Raw genomic sequence first — 25,476 nt, forward strand, 5'->3', positions numbered from 1 at the left:
GCTAGGACCCGGGTCGTGCGCAAGGAGTCCGTCGCCGCCCTCGCCTGGGGCACCGGTCAGAACACGGCCCCGATCGTGAAGTGCCACTCCGAAGGGGATTCCCCCTCCCTCCTGTCCAGTTTCCATCCGTAGTCCAGGGCGATCGGACCGATCGGCGTCACGTACCGTAACCCAAGCCCCGCGCTCTCCCGGAGATCGAAGCCGTTTTCGGGGTCCCTCGGGAACCAGACGCTTCCCGCATCCAGAAAAACGGCCACGATGATACCGTATTGCAGGGGAACCCTCAGCTCGGCGTTCCCGTTGACCATGTAGTCTCCGCCCGTGGGGGTCCCGTCGGCCCCACGCGGTCCCAGCGACTCCTCCTTGAACCCGCGGACGGTCGTCCTCCCTCCGAGGAAAAAGCGCTTCTGGATGGGAACCTCGATCGTGCTCCCCAGCGGCCTGACGATCCCCGCACGGCCGGACACGACGAAGGTGTTCCGCCGGAATACGGGGAAGTACCAGCTCGACTGGCCGGTCACCTTGTAATAGTCCACTTCCGACCCGAGGAACGAGGAGGCGAATTCCACGGACCCCGAATTGAAGGACCCTCGCTTCGGGTTGAAGGGGTCGTCCCGGAAGTCGAGGACGAACAGGCCCCGAACGGCCGAGATCGTCGCGCTCCCCTGGTCCTCCGGCGACAGGACGGCATCCGGGGCGACGTCGAAGGCGTCGTCCCGGGACAATTCGTGCTGCAGGGAGACGGACGACCGGCGGAAGATCGTCTTGTTGATGCTGGTGACGATGCTCGTTTTCCGCAGGCTGAAGCTCTCGCGCTCGGCCTCCTGATGGAAGGCGGTCACCCCCCCCTCCCACTTCCACCGGTTGCCGAACACCCACGGCTCGCGCATGCCGGCCAGGTAGTTCTGCTCCTTCTGGCTGGCGTAAACGCGGGCGGAAAAACTTCGCCCCTTCCCGTCCAGATTCCTGTGCTTCGCTCCCACGAATCCCCGTGCGCCCGTGTCGGTGCCGTACCCCGGACCGAACTCGAACTCGAAGAAGAGGGCCTCCTCCACCTCGACGATCAGGTCCACGATCCCCTCCTCCGGTCGTTTGACCTGGTTCAGGCGGACCGTTTTATACAAGCCCGTCCCGAAGACGGCCTGCTGGAAGGTCAGCAGGCTCTTCTCTCCCGCGGGGGCCCCCTCGGGAATCGCGACCTCCCGGTGGACCACGACGGGATCGGTGAGGAGATTCCCCTGGACGACGATTTTCCCGAGGCGATACCGGGGGCCTTCCAAGATGTCGAACCGGATCACGGCCGTGTCCTGCCCTTCCTCGGTTTCCAACGACGTCTTTACGGAGACGTCGAGATATCCCGCATTCCGGTAATGCGTCGCGATCGTCCCCTCGTCCCGGTCCAGGCCGGCGTAATCGACATTCCGTCCTTCCCGGTTCCCGATCAGGGGAAGAAGCTCCTCCCGCAGAAAATGGTCGTTTCCCTTGAGCCGGACCTCCCGAAGCCGGTACTGCACCCCCTCCTCGATGTGGATGGTCGCCGTGATCCCGCCGCTGCCGTCCCAGTCGGTGTCCACGGAGGAAATGCGGGCGCGGGCGTATCCCTCCTTCTGGTAGAGCCCGACGAGGGCGGCGAGGTCGCCGGCCCATTCCGCCTCGTCGAACTTCCCGGACCCCGTGAGATAGTGGAAGAACCCCCGTTCCGTCGACAGCATCTGCTTTCGCAGCTGTTTCCCCGGAATGTGCGCGTTTCCCGCGAATCGCACCTCCTTCAGGTATCCCGCCTTCCCCTCCCCGATGTGGATCGTCAGGCGGCGGCCGCCTTCGGGCTTCTCCTCCACCTCGATATCGATCGACGCCTTGAGGTATTTCCGCCCCCGATAAAAGGAGAGCAATCGCTCCTTGAGGTCGTACACCAGTCCGCCCTCGGAGAATTCCCCCTCTTCCGCGTAGATCCCCGACGCTTTCTCGAGCGTCGCGACGGAAAAACGGTTTGCCCCCTCCCATGTGATCGCGTACCGGGGACCTTCCTCCACGCGGGCGGTGAGACACAGCCCTTCTTCGTTCTCGCAGGAAACCCCGGCTTCGGAGACGTGCACCGTCAGGAACCCTTCCCGCTTGTACGCTCCCCGAAGCCTGTTCACTCCCCTCTCCCACTCCCGGAAGTCGAACGGGGAACCGATGGAAACGCCGAGAAGCTCTTCGAGCCTTTCCCTGGGGAAAAACGCGGCCCCCGGCACCCGGACTTCCCTTACCGAAGCTGGGCGCTCCTCCCTCACCTCGATCCTGACCTTCCCCGTCCCGTTATCCACGTTGCAGAACGCCAGGACCGAAACCGAGGCTTTCAGGAATCCCTTCCCCCGCAGGAGGGAAAGGATGTCATCCTGCGCCCGGGAGAGATCCGTCCCTTTCACCGGCGCCCCCCGGCGGATCCGGGAAGCGGCCAGGATCTGGGAGGCGGGCACCCGCTTCTGGCCGGAAATCTCGATTTCGGTCACCACGGGCAACGGCTGGAGAAAGAACAGGATCTGCGCCCTCCCCTCCTCCTCCCGCACATAGACGGAAAGCTCCTGGAACAGGCTCTTCCGGTGCAGCCGTCGGATCGATTCCCGTATGGCGGCGGAGGTCAGACGGTCTCCCGGGCGCAAGGCCACGAGCCCGGCCAGTTCCTCGTAGGAAATCATCATGGGGGACGCAACCCGGAAGGAGACCTTTTCGACCACAGGAACCTGGCTTCCCATAGAGGTCTCGGCAAGGGAGAGAGTCGCGGCGACGGCGATAAAAAGCGCGGCGAGAATCCCCGAAACACGGAAAGCCTTCACGCGCCCCTCAGTCCCCGCCACGAAAGATGTCCCGGAACTGACGGTATCGGTACCGGAATTTCACGTCGGCCCCCAGGTCGCCCTCCTGGGCTGTGGTGGCGCTCGTCCAGGCGCCCTGGAGGTATACGTTCTCGAGGACCTTGAACTCCGCGACAGCGCTGCTCTCCGTCGTCGCCCCCACGTTCGTGGAGATGGAGACCGACAACCGTTCCCCGAAGGTCTTTCCGACGATGAACCGCGGCTCGAAGGACTTGTCCGTGGAGGAATAGGCCGGCTCGATGGCGAACTTGTCCAGGCCGATGACGTTCCGGAGCCCCTCCTCCACCCTCCCCGTGTAGGGCCCGAGGACGATCGCTGCCGCTTGGGCGGCGGAGACCGCCCCCCCCGCTCCCGCGAGGGTCTCCGAGGTGACGCCCAGGGACAACAGGCTGATGATGTCGTTCTTGCTGTAAGGCGGGTCGGAAGAGAGATCCACCTCGTACTTCTCCAGCGTTCCCGATATCCTGACGGTAACGGTCACGTTCCCTTTTTTCGTCTCCGCCCGGAAATCGAGCCTGGGGTTGTTGCGGCGGGGGTCCTGGAATTCCAGGCTCCCGCGCGTCAGCTCGTACCGGTTGCCCCGGTAGTCGACGCGCGCTTCCGTGACGTCGAAGGCCCCCAACAGAATGACCCGGCTCGTATCCCCCACGACCTTGAACTCCCCCTTGAAGTCCCCCTCCCCGAGGTTGTTCTTCACATGGATCGTACCGTCGGCCAACACTTCGAGGTCCAACCGGATGCGGAAATCGGATTCCCGCCGACGGGCCGTCACATCCGCAAGCCTCTTCCGGAAATCGAGCAGCGCCTGCTCGGGACGGACGGTCTTCGTGTACGTCGCCGACTGGACCTCGACATCTCCCGTGATGAAAAGATCGTTCAGTGGCCCGCGTAGCTCGGCGTGCCCCTGGAGCATGGGGCGCAGGTCCTCCGGGTAGGGGTATCGCATATCGAAGAAGTCCACCGAGAAGTACATCTTCTGTCCCTCGGCGAACCGCAAGGGGAGTTCGCCCCTGCCGTCGATGTACCCCCCTCCGCTCCTCCCCTCGAAATGCTCGAAGATGATCTTCTCCCGGCTGATCACCGCGTCGGCGTTCATCTGCTCGAACAGCTGCGCGTACCCACGGAAGGAAAAGGTGCCGTTTTCCAGGCGCCCGGTCCCGATGACGGAAGGATCGTCCCACCGCCCGGTGACCCGAACTTCCATCCGGGTCATCCCGTCCAGCCGGTCGAATACGTCCGTGACCAGCCGGATGGCGGTGGCGGGCACCCTTCCGTCGAGACGGACATCCAGGTCCCCGGCCCAGGAGGCCTTCCCGGTGACGCGCAGGGGATTCCCTGCGGCCCGCACGGTCCCGCTCGCCCAGCGAATCCCCTCGGAGGAAAGCTGGATCGAGATCTCCTCGCCCGTCAGATCCATCCCCCGGTAACGAGCCATCAACCGCTCGACGGCAAGCATCCCGCGGGAATTTTCCGGCGCAAACAGCGAACCGGTGACCTGCACCCTTCCGGCGATGCCGAGCCGGGCTTTCCCGTTTCCGTTCGCCTGGGCATCCTCCCGGATAGCCTCCGGGGAACCTCCCGTCGATGCAGGGCCGGACGGCCGCCCCACCGTGAACGGACCCTCCACCCGGAAATTGAAAGGCTCCCGGAGCAAGAGGGAAAAGGAGAGACGCGAGTCGGGGAGACGGCTTCCGATCTCCCCGACGATGACATCGTCCTCCTTTTTCCCTTCGGCGGACAACGCCCCGAAGGAAACCCCGGAAAGGACCGGTTGGGTCGCCGAAACGGAAAACCGGAACGCGGAAAACACCTCCGGGCGCATTTTCCTCCCCGCGATCCAATCTTCGACCTTCATGGTTCCCTCGGCGACCGCATCCCAGGTCCCTTGGGCGGTGGCATCCTTCCGGCCGATCGCATCGAGCAGCGCCCCCGTCGGGACCCCTTCGGCCCTGACCGAGAACGATACCGGCCACCCGCTCTCGCGACGGATGTCCGCCGAGGCCCTCAGAAAGGGGGAGGCGGAAACGAGGGAGAGGATGCCGGAAGATGCCCCCAGGGAGCCCTCCGCCGAAACCTGCTCGATGGTCAGCCCGGCGGCGTTCAACCGGGGAACGGAAGCCGAGAATTTCCGGATTTCCCAACCTCGCGGGCCTGTGCTTGCCTCCAACCGCATGGTTGCGCGCCCGCCGATCCGTCCCCTGGAATCCCCGTCCACGAAGGATGCCAACGTCCCGAGATCGATATCCTCCAGCGTCCCGAAGATCCCGGATTCCCCTCCCTCCCCCTTCCCCGTCAGGAGGAACGAACCTTCCCCGAATCGACCGTCCGCCTGGAACCCCCAATGAGCGCCGGAAACCGATTCGCCCCAGTTTCCCGAGGCGGAAACCGCCCGTACGCCGATTCCCGGGAACCGGACTTCGGGAGAGGAGATCGAGCCGGAGACCGAGTAGGCTCCTTTGCCGACCGAGATCCTGAGGTCGGCGTTCCCCGTCCCCGACATTCCGGCCGTGTACTTTTGGAGCTGCGTCGGGTCCTTTCGCAGGGAGGAGAGCACGGCTGCGCCCCATCCTCCCGCCAGGGAGAAATCGATATCCCGAGCGCCTACGGTCGCCTCGAGGGAGGGGGGGCGGGACGAGAGGGGTCCGGAGATCGTGCCGACCGCGGTGACTTTCGCGACATCCACGGGGATATCCGCGACGAAGTGAACGACGTCCGCCGGATCCCCCTCCAGTTTCAGGGAGAGAGGCACGGGAGGAAGAGCCCTCGCGGCGAGCCCTTCGGCCGTAAGCTTTGCGGTCACGTGCAGGTTCCCCGCGGCCCCCGAAACCGACCAAGCGCCGGACAGGCTCCCCCAGGAGAGGGGGTAGACCCAGCCGTAATCCGCGGCCCGTCCCCGGGGGACGAGGAAGCCTCCGGCGGACGATAGTCTCCTGCCGTCCGGGGCAAACGCCCCCTTGCCCGTGGCTTCCGCCCTACCCGCCGTCACCCGGAGATCCCGTATCCGCCATTCTTTGCCGGGCAGAACATCGAAGGCCGCAACAGCGGCCAAGGGAAGCGCCACTCTCACCGCCGGTACCCCATCCGCTCCTGGCCGCTCGAACCCGGCCGGGTTTTTCAGGGAGATCGTCCCCTGGAGGATCTCCCGACCCCCCGTCAACGAAAGGACAAGGGTTCCCCTTCCGGCGGGACGCCACGAAATTCCCCAGGAACCCCAGGGCGCTTGCCCGAACGCCGCCTGCTCCAGCGAAAGCTTTGCATCCCCCTTCCCTGCTCGGAAATCGTACATCCCCGCGGCGGAAACGACCCCGTCCCATATCTTCCCGCGAAGCGATTCCAGCCGGATCCTCTTTCCCGCGACCGCGAGCGAAGCTTCCCCCTCGAACGGCGTCTTTCCCGGAAAAAGAAGGTTGCGCGCCAGGATCTTCCCCGATCCCTCCGGGTTCTCGAGGGGCCCCTCGATCCGGCCGGAAAATGCGACCGTTCCCTCCGTCGCCACACGGCGAATCCAGTCTCTTCCCCAAGCCCCGGATGCCGCCCAGACCGCGAGATCCGCCTCCCCGGAGAATTTCCAATCGACCGTCCGATCGGCCCCTTCCCACTGGCCGGACAGGGATAGCTTCGCGGAACGCCCCGATGCCCGGAACTTGCGTACCCGAACGGAATCCCCCTTCAGAAAGAAGTCGGCCTCCGCCGATTCGAAAGGGATATTCCCGCTCCCCGCCCCCGGCAGGGAAATCCGCCCGGCGGCCTCCTGAACCGCAGCGGTGACATGCGTCCCCAGAAACCGGACGGGCCGGATTCGGACCTCCGGAACCTTCGCCTCCCAGCGTTCGAGCGGACCCATGGGCTCGAATCGGATCTTGCCGTCGAGGAGGAGGATCTCGGGGAGCGTTCCCGCCTCCCCCCCCTTCCCGGAGCCCCGTACTTTTTCCAGCAGGGGGCGGTTCGCCTCTCCGGCGTGAATGGAAAACGCGCGCACGAGGACGCGGGACACCGGCGTCAGGCCCGACAGGAACCGGCGGGGGGAAAGGAAAACCTCGACATGATCCGCGTGGGCAAGAGGTATTCCGGCGATCCCGTCCCGGATGTCCAGGTCCTCCAATGAGACGCGGAGATGGAGGGGGTGAAACCGCAGGTCCCGGAAGGAAAGCTCCAGACCGAGCGCCTCGGCCTCCCGGCGGATCGTATCCTCAGCCTTCGCCATGAGGCCGGGAACCTCCTGGAGAAGCCGCCAGGTCCCGAAGGCAAGGAGTACGACGAGGAGGAACCCCAAGCCGATCCACCACGTCCATCGCCTCGCCATAGAGACAAATTATAAAGGATTCCGCGGAAAAGCGAAGGGCCCCCGCCCAGCAGGGGCCCTTTCTATTGGGAAGACACCCGATCGAAACATGGAGCGGGCGACCGGATTCGAACCGGCGACGTCAAGCTTGGGAAGCTTGCATTCTACCCCTGAATTACGCCCGCTTACCCCCTGCTCTTATCACAGAACCGACAGCCGTGGCAACCGGCATGCTCATCCCCGGAACTTCCGGACACGCTCCTGGACGTCCCGGTAATCCGGCGAGGTTTCGTAGAGGGAGACGAATATCTCCTTCGCCTCCTCTTCCCTCCCCCCCCGGGAGAGGAGAACCGCCTTCTGGTACCGGACATCCCGCATTTCGGTGTCGCGGAGGTTCTCCGACGCGAGCACCTCGTCGAGCAGCCCGATGGCGGCGGCGACATCCCCCTTCTCGGCCACCGTCTCGGCAAGCAGATACGAAGCCCCCAGGAAAAGAGACGGCGTCGACCGGGAAAGCCGGAACTCCTCCGCGGCCTCGTCCAGAAGACCCATCTCCTTGTACGCGATGCCGAGGTTGTACCGCGCCTCCGGATCCGACTCGCCGATCTCCTCCTTCACTTTCGCCTGAAGCTTCTCCACGGCGCTCTGGAGAATCCTCTCCTCCTCTTGGCCCCCCGGGGGAGGCGCCTGCCGATCTACCGCGGGCGGGGGAAGAGGCGCCTTGGCCTCCGAGATCCTCCCGACGGCCTCCGCAAAGGACATCGCGTCCGCGATCTCCTCCCCCCGTCCTTCCTGAAGCAGGGCGAGCACCTGATCGGCATCCGACGCGCGCTTGGGATCCCCCGACTCCCTTGCGAGCTCCGCCGCCTTCTCCAGGAACGGGAGGGCGTCCTCGATTTTCCCCGCGGCGATCCACAGGAATCCGGTGGGCTCGCAAAGTTCGGCGTTGTCCCCCGTGAGGGAGGACAGGACGCTTACCCTGCCCGCGAACTCCTTTTGCATTCCGGCGGAAGAACGGCGTTGCAGGGCCTTCTCCATCTCGCTCACGGCCTCGAACATCTTCCTCTGGAGCAGATAGACGTCGGCAACGAGGAGATGAGGAAGCGGGTGGTCCGGCATGCTCTCCGAGACGCTCCGGAAGAATTCGATCCTCTGATCGTCGGAGGAAAACTGGATCCCCCCCGCGGCCACCTTCTGCAGTTCGCTCAGCGCGTCCCCCGTATGCCCCTGTTGGGCGAACAGCCGGATGATCCAGCGCTGGAAATCGCTGTTGGAGGGGTCGCTCTTGAGCATCTGCCGCAGGACGGCGATGGCCTTGGTCGTGAACCCCCTCTTTTCGTACAGGATGGCCGCCCGTGCAAGCTGGTCGGTCCCCTCCACGACCTCTCCCGCCCTCAGGAGAAAGAGGCCCAGCTTCTGCCGCGCCTGGGGATCTTGCGGAGATTCCTGGACCTTCCGGGAGAGGGAGCTGCGCTCATCTCCCCCGCCCGGAGAAAAAATCTTCTTGAAGGAATCGAACAGGCTCACCCCGGTTCACTCTCCTTCCGGGGCCGTCCGGAGCGGCTGGCGTGCCCCCTGTCCATTATGCCCTCTTTTCCACGAATTTCGTCCACAAACGACCTTCGGTGAAATCCGAATCGATCATCAGCTTCTTATGGAAGTCGATCGTCGTTTTCACCCCTTCGATCCGGATCTCCTCGAGCGCCCGGCGCATCCGCATGATCGCCTCGTTCCGGTCATCCCCGTGGACCACCAGCTTGCCCAGGAGGGAATCGTACGTGGAGGGGACGGTGTAGCCGGGATAAATCGCCGTGTCGACACGGACCCCGAACCCTCCGGGAAACACGCACGACGAGATTCGCCCGGGGGACGGCGTGAACGTCTCGGGGTCCTCCGCGTTGATGCGGCACTCGATGCTGTGTCCCCGGAAGTGGATCGCCTTCTGGTCGAATCGCAATTTCTTCCCGTCGGCGATCCGGATCTGCTCCCGCACGATGTCCACGCCCGTGACCATCTCCGTGATGGGGTGCTCGACCTGGATTCTGGTGTTCATCTCGAGGAAGTAGAACTCCCCCTCGTTCACGTAGAGGAACTCGACCGTCCCCACATTGTTGTACCGCGCCGCGGTCGACGCATCGAGCGCCGCCTTGTGGATCCGGTTCCGGACCCGGGCGGGAAGGAACGGGGCGGGGGCTTCCTCGATCAGTTTCTGATGGCGCCGCTGGACGGAACAGTCCCGGTCCCCGAGGTGGATCACGTTGCCGAACTTGTCGGCCATCACCTGGACCTCGATGTGCCTCGCGTGCTCGAAATACTTCTCGATGTAGACATCGGGGGTGCCGAACGCGGCGAGCGCCTCCGACTGGGCGGTGAGGAAGGCGTTGATGAAGGAAGCGGGGGAATGTACGATCTTCATTCCCTTGCCGCCGCCTCCCGCGGCCGCCTTGATGATCACCGGGAATCCGATTTGCTTCGAGACCCGGAGGCCCTCCTCCTCCTCCGTGATCGCGCCGTCGCTGCCGGGAACGGTCGGCACCTTGACCTTGCGCACCGCGCGGCGCGCCTCGATCTTGTCCCCCATCAGGCGAATGGACTCCGACGACGGGCCGATGAACTTCACGCCGTAATTCTCGCAGATCTCCGCGAAGGCGGGGTTTTCCGCGAGGAAGCCGTACCCGGGGTGCACCGAGTCCGCGTCGGTGATCTCGACCGCGCTCAGGATCGAGGGGACGTTGAGGTAGCTCTCCGCGCTCGGAGGCGGTCCCACGCAGACGGCTTGGTCCGCCATCCTGACATGCATGGCGTCCTTGTCCATGGTGGAATAGATGGCGACGGTCCGGAGTCCCATCTCGCGGCAAGTCCGGATGACGCGGACCGCGATCTCTCCCCGGTTGGCGACAAGAACCTTGTGAATCATCCGGTCCCCTGCTCCGGCGAGACGTGGAAAAGCGGCTGGCCGTAGGCTACCGGCTGCGCATTCTCGACGAGAATGGCCACCACGACGCCGCTGGCGTCGGATTCGATCTGGTTCATGATCTTCATCGCCTCGACGATACACAGGACCTGCCCCTTGGTGACGCGGCTCCCCACCTCGACGAACGGAGTCGCATCGGGCGCCGGTGCCCGGTAGAAGGTCCCTACGATCGGGGAAACGACCTCCTTGAACGCCGGCTTCGGAGGTTCCTTCGCGGGGACGGCAGGAGCCTCCGCGGGCGGGGCCGCCGATGGAGGGGGAGGCGGCGCGGCGGGGATCGGCCGCATCTCGCCCGTCGGCCCCCTCCGGACCTTGAGGATGTCCTCCCCGCGGACCACTTCCAGTTCAGTCACGTCGGTTCCCTTGAGAAGCTCGAGGATCTCCCGTATCTCTTTCAGATTCATGTCGCTCCCCTTACGCGCGCTCGATGTACATGCCGGTCCGAGTGTCCACCTTGACCCTGTCCCCCACATTGAGGAAGAGGGGAACCTGCACCACCGCACCGGAGGAAAGCTTCGCCGGCTTGGTCGCCCCGCTCACGGTATCACCCCGAAGGCCCGGATCCGTCTCCATGATCTGCAGGGTGATGAAGATGGGAAGATCGATCCCGATCGGCTCCCCCCGGAAGAACAGAATCTTGACCGGGAGGTTCTCGATCATGTAGTGGGCGGCATCCCCCATGTGATCCTCGTCCAGATAGATCTGCTCGAAGGTCGTGGTGTCCATGAAGTGGAAGGCGTTCTCCCTCCGGTACATGAACTGCATCTCCCGCTCCTCGAGGTCCGGTTTGTCGACCTTGTCCCCGCTGCGGAACGTGTGCTCCAGGACGGACCCGGTCTTCAGGTTCTTGAGCTTCGTCCGGACGAACGCCCCGCCCTTCCCGGGCTTGACGTGCTGGAAATACACGATCACGTACGGATCTCCCCCGAACTCGATCTTGAGCCCGTTCCGGAAGTCCGTGGTGGAAAACATGCGCCTTTCTCCCTTCAGGAAAACAACGGCGACTTCTTGGGAAGGTAGGTCACCCGTTCTCCCCGCGTCCCCGTCACCCGGATCATGTCCTCGATCCGGATTCCCCCCACCCCGGGGATGTACACTCCCGGTTCCACGGTCACGACCATCCCCTCGGCAAGCCGATCCCTCGACCGGGGAGACAGGGAGGGGCGTTCGTGGATGTCCAGCCCCACGCCGTGGCCGGTGGAATGAACAAAATACTTCAAATATCCCGCACGGTCCAGCGATTCCCGTACCCGGGCATCCACCTCCCGGCACGGGACCCCCGGGCGGACGGCCCGGATTCCTCTCTCCTGCGCGCGCCGCACGGCGTCGAACATCCTGCGCAGGGAAGGGGCGGGGCGGGCGGGGAGAACGGAAACGGTCTCGTCGGAGCAATACCCCCGGCGACGGGCGCCGAAATCGATGACGACCGCCTCGTTCCTCCCGATCGTATCGTCCGCGGGTTCGGCATGGGGAAAAGCGGAGCGCGGCCCCGAGGCGACGATGACCCGGAACGAAGGTTCCTCCGCCCCGAGGATCTTCATCCCCCGCTCGAGGTCCGCCGCCACATCCCTCTCGGTCCTTCCCCTGATCCCCGTCGAGAGCACCTCGAGGAAGGCGCCGGAGGCGGCGACCGCCGCCCCTTCCATGGCGCGGATCTCGGCATCCTCCTTCCGCATCCGGAGGGCCTCGACCGGGTCCCGCAGCGCCACCCAATTTCCGTCGTTCCCCCGGGTCAGGAACCGGTAGATCTCCACGGGGAGATGACGGGATTCGAAGCCGATCCTCGCGGAGGCCCTCCCCCCGGAGCGCCGTCCCGACGACCGGATCCGGCGCGACACCTCCGGCCACTTCCGGTCGGTGACGACGATCTCCGCGGCGCGCACCTCCTCGCGGGACTGCTGCGCGTACCTGCCGTCGGTCACCAAGGTCACCCCGTCGGGGGACACGAGAAGGACGGCGTCGCTTCCGCGGAAGCCCGTGAGGTATCGGATGTTGGTCATCCGGACGCAGAGGAACAGACGAACCTTTCGCCTCGCCAGGACCCCGAGGAGCTTCCGGACGCGCGAATTTTCCGCCGGCGCCTGGAAGCTACGTCGGGCCAATTCCACCTTCCCCGCGGAGGTGGTCGAGTATGGCATACAGGGCAAGGACATACCCGAACCCGCCGAATCCCGCGATCCGGCCGATCGCCACGTCCTCGATCAGGGATTGCCTCCGGAAAGGTTCCCGGCGGGCGAGGTTGCTCAGGTGGACTTCCACGACGGGAAGTCCCGCGTAGATCAGGGCGTCGCGGATCGCCACGCTCGAGTGGGTGTACCCTCCGGGGTTGATCACCAGGCCGTCGGCGCTCTCCCGGGCGGTCTGGAGGCGGGTCACGATCTCCCCTTCGTGGTTGGACTGGAAAAAGGTGACGGACGCCCCTTCCTTCCGGGCGGCTTCGGACACTTCGCGGCGGATTTCGGTCAGGGTCTTCCTTCCGTAGACCTGGGGCTCCCGCTTTCCCAGGACGTTGAGGTTCGGCCCGTCCAGGAAGAGGATCCGGTACACCTCCCCCGGGGCCGGCCGTTTCCCTGCCTTCCCGGGGGCATCCCGTCTCCCCGTGGACCGCCTCCGGGGGAAGGGAACCGCCGAAGAGGGAAGCGCTCCCCCTCGGGAGGGGGGGATCACAGCATCTCCCGGGCCCGGGAGGCGCCCTGCCGGAGAAGGAAGCGGCACTTCCCGGGAATCGCACCCGGAGCCGCAACCAGGAGGAGGTAATAGTCGGCGGTCACGCTCTGCAGGAACAAAAACCCGTCTTTTCCGCCGATGAACACCTCGGACGTTCCTCCCAGCCCCTGTTCCCCGGCCACCCGCCCGCTCTCCTTGAAAAACTGGACCATCTCCGCGCAGAGAGCGGAGAGGTCGAGTCCGCCGGAGGCGCTCCACTCCTCGACGGCCAGTCCGTCCGATCCGGCGAGGGCCCCCCCTCGTATCGCCGGCTCTTTTTGGTGCATCCCCTCAATGATGTCGCGGAACGTCATATCCGTACTCCTTCGCCACCTTCTCGAGAAAACCGGTCAGGGCGTTCTCCGCCTCTTTTCCCCTCTCCCTCGGCCGCTTTCCCTCGCGAGCCTCCTTCCACGCCAGAGCCCGCGGGTCCATAGGATTTTCCCTGAGAATCCCCTCGATGATCCGGCTCGCCTCCTCCTGCTTTCCCTGGTCCCAGTAAACGCTCGCCATCGTGACCGTCCTGACCGTCTCCCCCCCACCCAACGAGGGAGTCCCCTCCGTCGTGTCAGGCGGTCCGGGCGCCGGGGGCCCGGGGGCGACGACGCGTTCCTCGCGAATGTCGTCCCGCCGGTCGGCGGGGCGAAGCTCGAACGCCCCCTCCTCCAGGATGAGGACGTCCTCGAGAAGGGGGGATGGACTCTCCCCGGTCACAGGATGGCCCTCCTTCATGTTCCGCTCGATCTCCCGTGCGACGTGCTGCGCCCTCGCGGAGGAAGGGTGCTGGTGCAACACCTCCTTGATCGTCTCCCACGCCCCGGCGAGATTGCCTGCCCGGCGGTATGCCTCCGCGAGCGCAATCATCGCATCCGCGTCCCTCGGATCCACCACCACTCTCCGTTCCAGCGTGGATATCGAAGGCAGGGTGTCGGCCGGACCGGGAAGAGGGGCTCGGACCTCCTCATATTCCGGGGCACGCCGCTTCTCGGGCACCGCCGCCCCCGCCCGTTCCCGCAAGATTTTCCGGATCTCGTCCCGAATGGCGGGCAAATCCTCCCGGAGAAGGGATACGGGGATGGGCCGAAGGACACAGGAGCCCGGGCCGGTCACGAGCGGCATGTCGATGTTCGACAACATCCTCTTCTTGTCCATCCCGATCGCGGCGGCGATCGCCGGGAGCGGAATCCCGGGGTCGTCGATGGTGAACCCCATCGCGAGGAGCAGGTCGATCATCTGCCTTTCCACCCCCGGGGGCGTCACCCCCTGCCGGCGGGAAAACACGGCCTCCCAGGCCATTCCCATCGCGACGGCCTCCCCGTGAAGGAGGCGCCAGTAGCCGGAGGCCTGCTCGAGCGCGTGTCCGATCGTGTGCCCGAGATTCAGGATCCGGCGGGTGGAGGCTTCCCTTTCGTCCCGCTCCACCACCCCGGCCTTGAACGCCAAGGCGCTGCGGATGACGTTGATCCATGCCTCGCCGGACATCTTCCTCCAGCTCCCCGCGCGGGCCGCGACCGATTCGAGCAGGGAGGGGACTCCGGCGAAGGCGCATTTCACGACTTCCGCCATGCCGGCGCGCAGGTTCCGGTCGTCCAGCGTGAGGAGAAAGGTCGGATCGATGAACACCGCCCGGGGCTGGTGAAACGCGCCCACGAGGTTTTTCCCTTCCGGGAGGTTGTACCCCGTCTTCCCGCCGACGCTGCTGTCCACCTGCGAAAGGAGCGTGGTGGGAATCTGCACGTAGGGCATCCCCCGAAGGAAGGTGGCGGCGGCAAACCCGGCAAGGTCTCCCACGACCCCCCCTCCGAACGCCACGACGAGCGAGTCCCTCCCCGCCCCCTTGCCGGCGAGAAAGGAGTAGATCTCCCGTACCGTATCCCCGTGCTTTTCCCCCTCGCCGGGAGGGAGGGAGAACACATGGTGCGGGATCCCCGAGAGCCACTTCTGGATGTCTTTGCCGTAGATGGAGAAGACGGTCCTGTCCGTCACGACGAAAACGGCGTCGCCCCGGAAGAACCGGCCCACCCACTCCTGGAAGAGGGGAAACACCCCGTTCGCGAAGAAGATGTCATAGGAACGGTCTCCCAGCGAAACGGTGAGGATTCCCTCGTTCACCCCCTTCTCCTTTCTTTTGCGGCGCCTTCCCCCGGCGGGTCGCTTCTCGTCTCCGGGGAGAGAAGCAGGAGCACTTCTTCGGCCACCCGGTCCGGCGGCAGATGCTCCGTGTTCACCCGGAAATCCGCTTCCAGATAGGCCGGACGGCGCTTTGCCATCAGTTCCGTTACCGCCTTCTCCCGGTCCTCCCCGGAAAGGAGGGGACGGGACGTGTCGCCTTCCAGGCGCTCGAGCGCGCAGGCGGGGGAAACATCGAGAAAGATCACAGGCGCATAGCCCTTGAGCGCCCGCCGGTTTTCGGTGTCCAGAAACGCTCCTCCCCCGGTCGCGATCACCCGGCCCGGGACCGATACGGCATCCCGGATGGCGTTGCGCTCCCTTTCCCGGAACGCCTGCTCCCCTTCCGAGGCGAAGATTTCCTGTACTCTTTTTCCCGCACCGGCCTCGATCCGGTCGTCCACGTCGACGAACTCCGCGCCGAGACGTCTGGCGACCTCTTCCCCCACGGAACTCTTCCCGGCTCCCATGAATCCCACCAGGACGGCTCCCCGGGGGATCCCACGGCCCCTCATCGGCATCCGATCCGGCGCAGGTAACCGGAATAATTATAGTGAATCTCGGACATCGAGTCCCCCCCGAATTTCTCCAGGAAGGCGGACGCCAGGACGATGGCCACCATGGCCTCGGCGACCACCGAGCATGCCGGCACGGCACAGACGTCGCTTCGCTCGCGGTGCGCTTTGGCCCGTTTCCAGTTTCCGATGGTCACCGTGCGCAGGGGATTCGACTGGGTAGGGATCGGCTTCATGGCGGCCTGCACGACCACGGGATCGCCGTTTGTCATCCCCCCCTCGATCCCTCCCGCCCGGTTCGTTTTCCGGTGGAACGGGAGGGACATCCCGCGGAACAGCCGTTTCCCCCGCCCCTTCCCCGGAAAGACTTCGTCGTGCACGGCATCCCCGGAAAGCGCTGTCAGGGGAAAGCCCCCCCCGATCTCGACTCCCTTGATGGCCGGTATGCTCATCAGGGCGTGCGCCAGCCGCCCGTCGAGCCTTTTGTCCCAGGAGACATAAGAGCCGAGCCCGGGAGGCACCCCGCGAGCGATTACCTCCACCGTTCCCCCGACCGTGCTTCCCGCCTTCTTCGCCCTGTCGATTACCGCGGCCGCCTTCCGGGCGGCGACGGGATCGGCCATCCGCAGGTCGCTTTTCTCCGATGCGGCAGCCAGATCCCAGCATCCCGGAACTTCACGGGAAACGCGGACCCTTCCGATCGAGACGACGTGCCCCGCGATCTCCACACCCACATCCCGCAACACCATCCGCGCCAGAGCCCCCGCCGCGACCCGGGCCGCCGTCTCCCTCGCGCTCGCCCTTTCCAGCACGTCGCGGACGTCCCGGTGACCGTATTTGAGCACCCCCGGGAGATCGGCGTGTCCGGGGCGTACCGTCGTCAGGGGGGGAATCCCTTTGCCTTCCCCCTCCTGGGCCATCTTCTCCCGCCAGTTCTCCCAGTCCCGGTTGCGCACCAGCATGGCCACCGGCCCTCCGAGCGTCCTGCCGAACCGGACCCCGGAGAGAACCTCCACCTCGTCCTTCTCGATCTGCATCCGCTCCCCGCGTCCGTATCCGACCTGTCTGCGGGCAAGCTCGCGGTCTACGGCCGACCGATCGAACGGCATTCCGGCGGGAAGCCCCTCGACAACGGCGATCAGAGCCGGGCCGTGGGTCTCCCCGGCCGTGCGGAACGTGAACAAGGCCGTTTCTCCTCCGTTTCGAAAAAAAACGGAGCACCAGGCCCTTTCGAGCAGGTGCTCCGGATCAAGGGTACCCGGTGCGGAGTCAGAACATCCTGGCCTGCGACGACTCCGTTTTCAGTATTTTCGGCGTTATGAAGATCAGCAGCTCCCTGTTGGACGAGGTGTTCGTGTCCTTCTTGAAGAAGTACCCGAGAACGGGGATCTTCGAAAGCCACGGCACCGCCGCCTGATCCTCTTTCCGCGACACCTGGAGGATCCCTCCGATCACCGCGGTTTCTCCGTCCCTCACCAGGACCTCGGTCGTGGCCTTCTTCTTGTTGATGGCCGGCTGCCCCGTGGCTCCCACCGCCCCCTGGGAATCGTTCTTCGCCTCGAGCTTCATGATGACGCTCCCTTCCGGAGTGATGTGGGGCGTCACCTTGAGACTCAAGGTGGCATCCACGAACTGGGTGTTCGTGCCGGAGGCGGATACGGTCGAGTACGGGATCTGGGTTCCCTGCTCGATCACCGCCTCCTTGTTGTCGATCGTTACGACCTTGGGCGAGGAAACCACCTTCCCTTTGCCGGAAGATTCGAGGGCCGACAGGGAAAGGTCAAGGCGGAGATTGTCCCGAAGGATCCCGAAACTGATCCCGCCGCCGGAACCGAGCCCGATGGTGGCAGGGAGGTTCACCGCGAAATTCGGCGGCGTTGTCGAGGCCGCGAAGGGCGTCGTGTTGGTGAGGGGTTGACCCGGAATGGAGGCGCCGGCGGAATCCTGGACCCCCGTGATGCCGATCTGGGTGGCTGCCCCGTTTTTCCACGAACCGCCCCACTGCACGCCGAGTTCCCTCGTGAAGGAGGTGTCGACCTCGACGATTCGCGCTTCGATGAGCACCTGGGGTGTCGCGGTGTCCAGCGTCGCTACCAGCGACTTGACGTCCTCCACGTTCTTGCGGAGGTCCCGTATGATGATCATGTTTGTGCGGTCGTCGATCTGGATCTTCCCCCCCTCGGAGAGAAGGTCCTTGATCTTGTTCTGCAGGTCGGACGCCTTGCCGTAGTTGACGGGGATCGTCTCGATCACGCCCTCCAGGGACGCCTGGAGTTTCTCCACTTCCTTCCTGGCGTCGAGGCGCGCCTTGTCCTCGCCCCGGAGCGTCACCAGAGGGGCGATGCGAAGGACATTCCCCTCCTGGGAGACCCCGAGACCCTTCGCCTTCAGGACAATGTCCAGCGCCTGATCCCAGGGGACGTTGATGAGCCGGACGGAAACCTTGCCTTTCACTTCGTCCGTCGTGATGATGTTCAGGTTACTGACCTCGGCGATGATCCGGAATACATTGGCCAGGTCGGCGTCCTTGAAGTCCAGGGAGATCCTCTGCCCGACATACTTCCTGGGGGATTCCTCCGAGTGGGTGACGAATCCCCACCTCGCGGCCCCCCCGGCGGTCCCCATCTCCTGTGCCGAAATCGGGGGCGGGGAGGGCTCGGCTTTTCCCTTCAGTTCCGCGACCACGACGGGCTTCCCTCCTCCGGCCGCTTTCGGGAAGGAGAGGATCACGAAGTTGTCCCTCCCCTCCACGGTATAGGAGGAGCCGGGGACGAACGCGACGGTTACCCCGATCCCGTTCCTGACGGCGGCGGGCCGCACCGTCTTCACGGGGATGTCGAACTTCCTCGCGTCCATCTCCCGCAGCAACCCCTTCTCCGCGGACGCGCCGGGAAAGAAGAGCGTTACGCTGTCCTTCCCCTCGACCACCTTGTGAGGTAGGTCGCCCGACGTCGCGATGACGACGTTCGATGCGTCCGGGATGTCCTCGAGATCGATGCCCAGGATGGCCTTGCCCCTAGCGGGCACCTTATCCGCCCCGGGCCGGTCGAGGCTCGTCACCTTCTCCTCCTGTCCACCGCCGACCGAAAGAACAAGCCGGTTCCCTTCGGTGGTGACGAGGAACGGCAGCGGAAGATCGTCGGGGGTCTCCACCAGCATGCGGAGCTTGTCTCCCTGCTGCGAGAGCTTGACCGATTTCACCTGGGGCGTACCCGCCGGGATTTCCGAAGCCGCCGCCCCTTGCGCCACCCCCCATATGTCGACCACGATCCGGAACGGATCGTTGAGCTTGAACGAGTTGGTGTTCTCGATCTTTCCCGATACCTTCGCCTCGATATTGGTGTAGTAGGGCGTCTTCGAGACGACGATCTCCTCGATCCTCCCCCCGGGAGCAGCCTGCGGAGCATCCCCGGCAGCCACGACAATGGCCGGAACGGCCCCCATCGCGGAGACCAGCGCGGCGGCTGCCAGCCAGGCCTGGTACCGCCAAAGGTATCGGCCCATTGACCGTAACCGGTTCTTCATCATTTTCCTCCTCCGGTCTGTAGCTTCAAGGAACTCTCGCGCGCGACCTTCGCCCCCGCGTAATCCTGGAACTCTTCCCGTACGAAGATCTCCCCGTCCGTGATCCGGGTAACGACTCCGCCGCCGCGTCCGATTTTCATTCCGACCGTCACCGTGTAGCCCTTCCCCTCGGCATCCTCCACAAGGGCCCGGGTCACGTCCGAGCCCCAGATGACACCGACAAAGCGTAACTCTCCCAACTCATACCTCTGCAGCGAGGGAAGAGAATCCAAACCGGCGCGGGCCGTCTTTTCCTCCACCTTGAGGAATGGGACGAACGGATCCCGCTTCCCGAGCGGGCTATAAAGCACGAGGGGGGGAGGTTGCACCCCCGCGGCGGGCAACGCGGCCTCCGCCGCCCTGGGGGTCTCTTTCGTCACGGTCTTTTTCACCACCTGGGGGGGAGCGGAGTCTTCCGTTCCGCAGCCGCCCGACGCCATCGCGAAAAGAACCGCAACCGCCAATACGATACGAACCGGGCGGGGGATTTCGTGCTTCATGGGGCGCTCCCTTTCCCGCCTTTGCCGGCAGCCTCCTGCTCCAGAAAACGGTAGGTCGTGGCCGTGCAGCTCACGTTCACCATGACCCCGCCTGCCTTGGACGGGGAAAAAACGATATCGGCAAGGTTCACGATGCGCGGGAGATGGCCGACCCGGTCAGCGAACACGGCGAAGCCATGGTATTCGCCGTTGACGGAGATGGACACCGGAATCTCCGCATAGAACCCCTTGTTGACCTCCCCGCCGGGGGAAAATTTCAGAAACTCGAGTCCCGATTCCTTGCCGAGGTCCGACACGTTCTTGAGGAGGTCGGGGATCTCCGCGGAGTTCGGGAGCTGGTCCAGCAGCAGGCCCAGCTGTCTCTCGAGACGTTGGACCTCCTCCTGGAAGGAGGAGAGGTTCTTCGCGATCACTTCCTGCTCCTTGATCTTGCTCTGGAGTTCGGCGAGCTGTTTTTGGAGAACGTCGATCTTCTGAGAGGCCGACTTGTAGTACAGGTAATAATATCCCGCTCCCAACAGAAGGCAGATCAGGACCGTGAGGAATATCTTTTGTTTCGGGGGAACCTTCGAAATATCCCCTAGCTTGAGCGCCATCGCGGTTCCTCTCCTTGCGCCTTTTGCTTGCTCGTTATTCCTGCACCGCGCGGAACGACAGGTTGAACCTCACCAGTTTCACGTTCGAAACCGTCGCCTGCTCCGCCGACCCGAGCACCACGTCCCGGAACCTGCCGCTCTGCCCGAGAGCCGTCATGAAATTCGCAATCGTGTAGTTGTTCGCCGCGACACCGCGGAGATCGACCCGATCCCCCTTGATGGCCAATGAGTCGATCCAGCATTTCTCGGGAATGGTGGCCGACAACGCCTCGAAAACCGTCACCGGCCCCTTCCGCCCCTGCTGAAGCTTCGAAATCACGTCGACCTTCTGCTGGAGCTCGGCCTTCCGGGCCTTGAAGCTTTCGACCTCCCCGATTTCCTTTTTCAGGCGGGCGACCTCCGCGTTGGCCTTTCCGATGTCCGTGTCAAGCTGCTTGATCTTCCCGGAAACCGATCCGTGGAAGACCAGGATGCCGACAAACACCAGGAGAGGCAGCAGGAAGTAGAGCAGATCGATATTCAGCTCTTTCCTCTTCTTCCGTTTTCCCCGGATCAGGTTTATCCGGATCATCCGCGGCCCTCCTGGTTCCGAAGCGCAAGCCCGATGGAAACCGTGGCGGCGGTGTTGAATCCGGATACCACGGACGGATCCACCGAGCCTTCCTCGAGGGTGAGCCCATCGAACGGGTCAAAGAGTTCCACGTCGACCCCGATCTTCTCGGCGAGCATCTCCTTGAGAAAAACGGATTTCGCCGCACCGCCGGTCAGGTAGACCTTCGTGACCAGGCGATCGGGGTACGTCGCCGAGAAGAAGTTGTAGGACCGCTGGGCTTCCGTGGACAGGATGTTCGACACCGTCCTCATGATCTCCATGATCCTTTCCGCACGCTCTCCCGCGGTCTTCTTCCCGACCTTGAGCTCCTCCGCCGTCTCGAAACTCACCGCGAGCTGCTTCTGGATTTCCGATGTGTACATGCCCCCGCCCATGGGAACGTCGCGCGTGAACAGCGGCACTCCCGCATGGAGGATGTTGATGTTCATGAAGGAGGCCCCCACGTTGACCACCATCGGGACCTGCTCGTCGGACACGGGGTGGCAGAGCTCGAAGGCGTTACCCGCCGCGATGGAGTCGATGTCGACGATCGAGGGGGTGAGACCGGCGTCCTTGACCACGGAGATGTAGTCGTTGACGAGGTCGGTCTTCACGGCGACCAGGAGGACGTCCATCTTGGACGGGTCTTCCTTCAACGGACCGATCACCTGGAAATCGATCTTGACGTCCTTGATGTCGAAGGGGATGTACTGCTCCACCTCCCACTGGATCGACTCTTCCAGCTCCTCCGGGGTGGTCGTGGGCAGGACCACTTTCTTGATGATCACGGAATGGCCGGAAAGCGAGGTGGCGACCTCCTTCTCCTTCACCTTGAGCTCGCGCAACGCGGTCTTGATCCCCTCGATCACCGCGGCATGGTCCATGATGGCGCCGTCCACGATCGCGTCCGGCGGCAGGGGGAAGACGCCGAATTTTTTCACCCGGAACTCCAGGCCCACCGGCTTGACATGGGCGAGCTTGACGGAGCTCGACCCGATGTCCAGCCCGATCAACTCCTTCGATCCCAGCAGCCCCATGGCTTCACCTGTCCTTCTCGTCTTTCTTGCTGAACACCTTGTCCCGGTCCGACAACTGCAGACCGAGGGACAGGATGATCTTCCTCTTCGTGTCCATGCGGCATGTCATGCCCTTCTCCACCCGGTCGATGGTCAGCACCGACAAACCCGCGCGCCTTGCCAACTCCGCCTTGCTCATCAGGAGCCCTTCCCTGATCTTTCGGACATTGTTCGTCTCGACTTTACCCTTGGTCTTTACCGCCTTCATCCTATCGCCCTCGAGGCTTGTGGCCCGGCCGGAAAGTACGCAAAAACAACCGCAACTACGACAAATGGTACCTCCCGTAAAATTAATGTCAAGCGATTTTTAAATACCCATTAAATTATTATAATTATGCTAAATTACCATTAATTGATTCCATGCTCCTTCGCCTTGTAAAGCAGGGCGGGATGGGAGATCCCCAGCAGCTCTGCCGCCTTCGGTCGGCTCCCCCCGGTCCGTTCCAGGGCCAGCCGGATCATCTGCCGCTCCATCTCCTTGACGGCCGCCTTCAAGTCCGGATTCTCAAGGGAAACGGGGATGCGGAGGACCATCCGCGGGGATCGGTCCGTCCCCCTCTCCCCGGCCCCCCCCCCTCCCCAGATGGTAATCAGCTGGTCCCGGGATATCTCCCCCTCCCCTCCGAGGAGGACGCACCGCTCGACCAGGTTCTCGAGTTCCCGTACGTTCCCGAGCCAGTCGTGGCCCGTTAGCGTTTCCATGGCCTCCGGCGAGAACCGGATCTCTCCCTTGCGGAATTTCCTGCGGAAGAGAGCGAGAAAGTGCTGCGCCAGGAGAGGGATGTCCTCCCTCCGCTCCCGCAAGGGGGGGACGTGGATCCGGATGACGTTCAGCCGGTAGAAGAGGTCCTTTCGGAAGGTCCCTGCCGAAACCTCCTGCTCGAGGTCTCTCGCCGTCGCGGCGACGATCCGGACGTTCACCTTCCGGACCTCCGTGTCCCCGAGGCGGCGCAACTCCCCCTCTTGGATGAACCGGAGCAGCTTCGTCTGGAGCATGAGCGGCAGCTCGCCGATCTCATCGAGGAATAGGGTTCCCCCGTTCGCCTCCTCGATGAGGCCCGACCGGTCCGATTTCGCCTCGGTGAACGCCCCCTTCCGGTGTCCGAAAAGCTCGCTCTCCAGCAGCGTCTCCGGGATCGCCCCGCAGTTGATGGCGACGAAGGGTTTGGCCTTCCTCCTCCCAGCGTAATGAAGCATCCGGGCGATGAGTTCCTTCCCCGTCCCGCTCTCGCCCGTCACCAGCGCCGTGGTGTCGTAATCCTTAACCTTCTCCACCATGCGGACGACGTTCTCCATCGAGGGGCTTGCGTACAGAAACTCCTCCGGGCGGAAGGCCTTTTCCACCTCTTGTCGGAGGGCCTCGTTTTCCTTCCGCAGGGTTTCCCGTTCCTGGGCCTTCCGGAGCGTCAGGAGGATTTCATCGCTCATGAACGGCTTGGAGATGTAATCGTACGCGCCGAGCTTCATCGCCTCGACGGCCGTCTGCACGGTCCCGAAGGCCGACATCATGATGGCCGTGCCGGGGATCTTCCGGGACATGATCTCCCGGAGAAGTTCGAGTCCCCCCATCTCCGGCATCCGGATGTCGCACAGGACGAAGTCGAACCGCTCCTTCTCCAGAAGCGCGAGCGCTCTCTTCCCGTTCTCCGCGAGGGAAACGGAATATCCCTCCGCGCTGAGGATTCGCCTCAGCACGTCCCGCATGCTCTCTTCGTCGTCCACCACCAGGATCCGGTCAGCCATCCTCCCCCCTCCCCGCGTCGCCCGGCGGCGCTTCTTCCTCCGCCTCGGGCAGAATCACGGTGAACGTCGATCCCTTTCCCTCGTCGCTCGTGACGGCGATCTCCCCCCCGGCGGCCTCCACGATCGCGCGAGAGACCGACAGGCCGAGCCCGGTTCCCTTCCCCGGTTCCTTCGTCGTGAAAAACGGGTCGAAGATCGAGGGAAGGGCATCCGGCCGGATGCCGCATCCGGTGTCGGTCACGGAAACCGCCACCCCCCCCGCGGGGAGATCTCCGACGCCTTTCCGCAGGCGCAGAACGTCCGTCTCGGGCGGGTCGTAGGCCCGCCTTCTCGCCATCCGCACGGCGGGCGGGACCCAGGGTCTCACGCCGAACGTCCGAACGCGGAGGACTCCTCCTCCTTCCATCGCGTCGACCGCGTTGATCATCAGATTGAGCAGCACCTGGCGGAAGCGCTCCGCCGAGATCGACACCCGGTGCATCCCGCCCGCCTCGACGACCACCTCGACATCCCGGAACATCTTCCGGAACGAGAGCATGTCGACGGTCTCCCGCACGACGTCGTCCACATCCGCGGTCTCTTTGCCGGTTCGTTCCGAGGAGGCAACGGACAGCAGGCCACGCACGATATTCTCGATCCTCCCCGTCTCGGAGACGATCTTGTCGAGGCAATCCTCCCGCTCCTGCGCGGGGGGATCGTTCCTGAGAAGATACTCCGCGTACCCGCGGATCCCCATCAGGGGATTGCCCACCTCATGCGCGATCCCCGCGGCCAGACGACCCACGGTAGCAAGCCGTTCCGAACGGGAAATCTCCTGCTGGGCCTGTCTCGCCATTTCCTGCGCGGAGAGGATCGCGCCCACCATCCGGTTGAAGGAGGCGCCGAGCTGCCCGACCTCGTTCCCCGGGGACTCGTCGGCCCGCAGACAAAGGTCGCCCGAGGCGATCTTCTCGGTGACGGCCGCAAGGCGCTTGAGGGGACGCACCACGGACCGGTCCATCAGCAGGAACCCGAAAAAAACGAACGCCGCGACGTCCGCCACCATCAACGCTCCCGCGACCCGGAGAAGGTTCCGCGCCTCCTGCTCGACGCCCGGGGAATAGAATCGCACCCGGATCGCCCGCCTGCCCCCTGCGCCTTCCAGGAGGGGAAGGGTCACATCCACGACAGGATGGACGGAGAAGAGCCCGAAGGTTTTCCCGCCCACGGGGACCACCTGGATCACGTCCGGCCCCTCGCCTTCCGGGAGGAGAACCACCTCGCGGATGTAGGGGGAAAGTTTCCCCAGGGACTCGAGGGAAGACAGGGAACCCGTCCCTGCCCTTTCCCCCATCCGGATGGCGTCCCGGACGACCTCGGCGACGGAGACCGCCGCTTCGACATGGCGGCGTTCCACGGTGATCTCGATGACCTTGAGCGCGAAAATCGAAAGAAAGGAGAGGGAAGCGATCGCGATGAGCGTCAACTGGAGGACGACGCCTGCCCGGACCGACATGTCCTTCATCAACCGGCCCGCCCCCCGAGGGAGTTGGTTGACACATTCCGCACGAGGTTTAGAATAGCAAAAACGACGGAGGGAGGCGAATGTGAAAGCCGCCGTCAAACGACAAAGATTCCGGCTGGTCGACAAGCAGTATCAGTTCGGCCTCGCGTGGCGGATGCTCGGGGCGTTCCTCCTGTTTTTCATCATCGGGATCATTCTGGTGTTCACGCCTTCCGTGTTCCAGCTCCTCACGGGAACGGACCTTGTGGAACTCGAGCCCGCGTCGCAGGAGTTTCTCATCCTCCACCATCGCATCTGGCCCGCCGTCCTGTTCGTCCTCGTCGGCATGTTCCTGTATACGCTCTGGTTCAGCCACCGGATCGCCGGCCCCATCTACCGGATCAACTCGGTCCTGCAG

General features: G+C 64.3%; 21 protein-coding genes and 1 tRNA gene. 1 reads left to right on the forward strand and 21 read right to left on the reverse strand.

From position 1 onward, the window contains the following. Window positions 1–56: 56 nt before the first annotated feature. The 21 genes from bamA to VJ307_09750 all read right to left on the reverse strand — a co-directional run bounded on the left by bamA (window position 57) and on the right by VJ307_09750 (window position 25,079). Window positions 57–2,819: an outer membrane protein assembly factor BamA gene (gene bamA / locus VJ307_09650; GenBank protein ID HJX74407.1), complete on the reverse strand. Its 2,763-nt coding sequence runs from the start codon at window positions 2,817–2,819 to the stop codon at window positions 57–59. A gap of 7 nt (window positions 2,820–2,826) precedes the next feature. Beyond that, window positions 2,827–7,161: a translocation/assembly module TamB domain-containing protein gene (locus tag VJ307_09655; protein ID HJX74408.1), complete on the reverse strand. Its 4,335-nt coding sequence runs from the start codon at window positions 7,159–7,161 to the stop codon at window positions 2,827–2,829. A gap of 89 nt (window positions 7,162–7,250) precedes the next feature. Then, window positions 7,251–7,325, reverse strand: a tRNA-Gly gene (locus VJ307_09660). Window positions 7,326–7,374: 49 nt separating this feature from the next. Next, window positions 7,375–8,667: a tetratricopeptide repeat protein gene (locus VJ307_09665; GenBank protein ID HJX74409.1), complete on the reverse strand. Its 1,293-nt coding sequence runs from the start codon at window positions 8,665–8,667 to the stop codon at window positions 7,375–7,377. Between the two features lie 55 nt (window positions 8,668–8,722). Further along, window positions 8,723–10,057: an acetyl-CoA carboxylase biotin carboxylase subunit gene (gene accC, locus VJ307_09670; protein ID HJX74410.1), complete on the reverse strand. Its 1,335-nt coding sequence runs from the start codon at window positions 10,055–10,057 to the stop codon at window positions 8,723–8,725. After that, window positions 10,054–10,518: an acetyl-CoA carboxylase biotin carboxyl carrier protein gene (accB, locus tag VJ307_09675; GenBank protein ID HJX74411.1), complete on the reverse strand. Its 465-nt coding sequence runs from the start codon at window positions 10,516–10,518 to the stop codon at window positions 10,054–10,056. The genes accC and accB overlap by 4 nt, the downstream gene beginning before the upstream one ends. A gap of 10 nt (window positions 10,519–10,528) precedes the next feature. Then, the gene (gene efp, locus VJ307_09680; GenBank protein HJX74412.1) at window positions 10,529–11,086 is read right to left on the reverse strand and encodes an elongation factor P; all 558 of its coding nucleotides are present in this window, start codon (window positions 11,084–11,086) and stop codon (window positions 10,529–10,531) included. 14 nt (window positions 11,087–11,100) lie between these two features. Beyond that, a complete protein-coding gene (locus tag VJ307_09685; protein ID HJX74413.1) occupies window positions 11,101–12,216 on the reverse strand; it encodes an aminopeptidase P family protein in 1,116 nt (371 codons plus the stop codon). Further along, the gene (gene aroQ / locus VJ307_09690; protein ID HJX74414.1) at window positions 12,203–12,661 is read right to left on the reverse strand and encodes a type II 3-dehydroquinate dehydratase; all 459 of its coding nucleotides are present in this window, start codon (window positions 12,659–12,661) and stop codon (window positions 12,203–12,205) included. The genes VJ307_09685 and aroQ overlap by 14 nt, the downstream gene beginning before the upstream one ends. Window positions 12,662–12,777: 116 nt before the next feature. Next, a complete protein-coding gene (locus tag VJ307_09695; protein HJX74415.1) occupies window positions 12,778–13,134 on the reverse strand; it encodes a hypothetical protein in 357 nt (118 codons plus the stop codon). After that, complete coding sequence (gene aroB, locus VJ307_09700; protein HJX74416.1) at window positions 13,112–14,932, reverse strand: 3-dehydroquinate synthase; 1,821 nt, start codon at window positions 14,930–14,932, stop codon at window positions 13,112–13,114. Before aroB ends, VJ307_09695 begins: the two co-directional genes overlap by 23 nt. Next, on the reverse strand, window positions 14,929–15,504 hold the full coding sequence (locus tag VJ307_09705; GenBank protein ID HJX74417.1) for a shikimate kinase: 576 nt from the start codon (window positions 15,502–15,504) through the stop codon (window positions 14,929–14,931). Before VJ307_09705 ends, aroB begins: the two co-directional genes overlap by 4 nt. After that, on the reverse strand, window positions 15,501–16,688 hold the full coding sequence (gene aroC / locus VJ307_09710; GenBank protein ID HJX74418.1) for a chorismate synthase: 1,188 nt from the start codon (window positions 16,686–16,688) through the stop codon (window positions 15,501–15,503). The genes VJ307_09705 and aroC overlap by 4 nt, the downstream gene beginning before the upstream one ends. A gap of 85 nt (window positions 16,689–16,773) precedes the next feature. Next, window positions 16,774–19,008, reverse strand: a complete 2,235-nt coding sequence (pilQ, locus tag VJ307_09715; protein HJX74419.1) for a type IV pilus secretin PilQ — start codon at window positions 19,006–19,008, stop codon at window positions 16,774–16,776. Window positions 19,009–19,028: 20 nt separating this feature from the next. Then, window positions 19,029–19,568: a pilus assembly protein PilP gene (locus VJ307_09720; protein HJX74420.1), complete on the reverse strand. Its 540-nt coding sequence runs from the start codon at window positions 19,566–19,568 to the stop codon at window positions 19,029–19,031. After that, window positions 19,565–20,164, reverse strand: coding sequence for a type 4a pilus biogenesis protein PilO (locus VJ307_09725; GenBank protein ID HJX74421.1), 600 nt, complete (start codon window positions 20,162–20,164; stop codon window positions 19,565–19,567). The genes VJ307_09720 and VJ307_09725 overlap by 4 nt, the downstream gene beginning before the upstream one ends. A 34-nt stretch (window positions 20,165–20,198) precedes the next feature. Beyond that, complete coding sequence (locus VJ307_09730; protein ID HJX74422.1) at window positions 20,199–20,735, reverse strand: PilN domain-containing protein; 537 nt, start codon at window positions 20,733–20,735, stop codon at window positions 20,199–20,201. After that, entirely contained in the window at window positions 20,732–21,793 is a 1,062-nt protein-coding gene (pilM, locus tag VJ307_09735) for a type IV pilus assembly protein PilM (GenBank protein ID HJX74423.1), read from the reverse strand. The genes VJ307_09730 and pilM overlap by 4 nt, the downstream gene beginning before the upstream one ends. Before the next feature lie 4 nt (window positions 21,794–21,797). Beyond that, the gene (locus VJ307_09740; protein HJX74424.1) at window positions 21,798–22,040 is read right to left on the reverse strand and encodes a helix-turn-helix domain-containing protein; all 243 of its coding nucleotides are present in this window, start codon (window positions 22,038–22,040) and stop codon (window positions 21,798–21,800) included. Between the two features lie 140 nt (window positions 22,041–22,180). Then, window positions 22,181–23,575, reverse strand: coding sequence for a sigma-54 dependent transcriptional regulator (locus tag VJ307_09745; GenBank protein ID HJX74425.1), 1,395 nt, complete (start codon window positions 23,573–23,575; stop codon window positions 22,181–22,183). After that, window positions 23,568–25,079 (reverse strand): ATP-binding protein, encoded by a 1,512-nt coding sequence (locus VJ307_09750; protein ID HJX74426.1) that lies wholly within the window; start codon window positions 25,077–25,079, stop codon window positions 23,568–23,570. The genes VJ307_09745 and VJ307_09750 overlap by 8 nt, the downstream gene beginning before the upstream one ends. 82 nt (window positions 25,080–25,161) lie before the next feature. Between VJ307_09750 and VJ307_09755 the strand changes: the two genes are divergently transcribed. Next, window positions 25,162–25,476 (forward strand): hypothetical protein (locus VJ307_09755; GenBank protein ID HJX74427.1); only part of this gene is annotated, 315 nt, incomplete at its 3' end.

The sequence above is a fragment of the Candidatus Deferrimicrobiaceae bacterium genome (genome assembly GCA_035256765.1).
In the GTDB taxonomy this organism is placed as follows: Bacteria; Desulfobacterota; Deferrimicrobia; order Deferrimicrobiales; family Deferrimicrobiaceae; genus CSP1-8.

Excerpts from the sequence above, each read along its gene's own strand:
- VJ307_09655 (HJX74408.1), bottom strand. The coding sequence starts at position 7,161 with ATGGCGAGGCGATGGACGTGGTGGATCGGCTTGGGGTTCCTCCTCGTC.
- accC (HJX74410.1), bottom strand. The coding sequence starts at position 10,057 with ATGATTCACAAGGTTCTTGTCGCCAACCGGGGAGAGATCGCGGTCCGC.
- accB (HJX74411.1), bottom strand. The coding sequence starts at position 10,518 with ATGAATCTGAAAGAGATACGGGAGATCCTCGAGCTTCTCAAGGGAACC.
- efp (HJX74412.1), bottom strand. The coding sequence starts at position 11,086 with ATGTTTTCCACCACGGACTTCCGGAACGGGCTCAAGATCGAGTTCGGG.
- VJ307_09695 (HJX74415.1), bottom strand. The coding sequence starts at position 13,134 with ATGACGTTCCGCGACATCATTGAGGGGATGCACCAAAAAGAGCCGGCG.
- VJ307_09705 (HJX74417.1), bottom strand. The coding sequence starts at position 15,504 with ATGAGGGGCCGTGGGATCCCCCGGGGAGCCGTCCTGGTGGGATTCATG.
- pilQ (HJX74419.1), bottom strand. The coding sequence starts at position 19,008 with ATGGGCCGATACCTTTGGCGGTACCAGGCCTGGCTGGCAGCCGCCGCG.
- VJ307_09720 (HJX74420.1), bottom strand. The coding sequence starts at position 19,568 with ATGAAGCACGAAATCCCCCGCCCGGTTCGTATCGTATTGGCGGTTGCG.
- VJ307_09725 (HJX74421.1), bottom strand. The coding sequence starts at position 20,164 with ATGGCGCTCAAGCTAGGGGATATTTCGAAGGTTCCCCCGAAACAAAAG.
- VJ307_09730 (HJX74422.1), bottom strand. The coding sequence starts at position 20,735 with ATGATCCGGATAAACCTGATCCGGGGAAAACGGAAGAAGAGGAAAGAG.
- pilM (HJX74423.1), bottom strand. The coding sequence starts at position 21,793 with ATGGGGCTGCTGGGATCGAAGGAGTTGATCGGGCTGGACATCGGGTCG.
- VJ307_09740 (HJX74424.1), bottom strand. The coding sequence starts at position 22,040 with ATGAAGGCGGTAAAGACCAAGGGTAAAGTCGAGACGAACAATGTCCGA.
- VJ307_09745 (HJX74425.1), bottom strand. The coding sequence starts at position 23,575 with ATGGCTGACCGGATCCTGGTGGTGGACGACGAAGAGAGCATGCGGGAC.
- VJ307_09750 (HJX74426.1), bottom strand. The coding sequence starts at position 25,079 with ATGAAGGACATGTCGGTCCGGGCAGGCGTCGTCCTCCAGTTGACGCTC.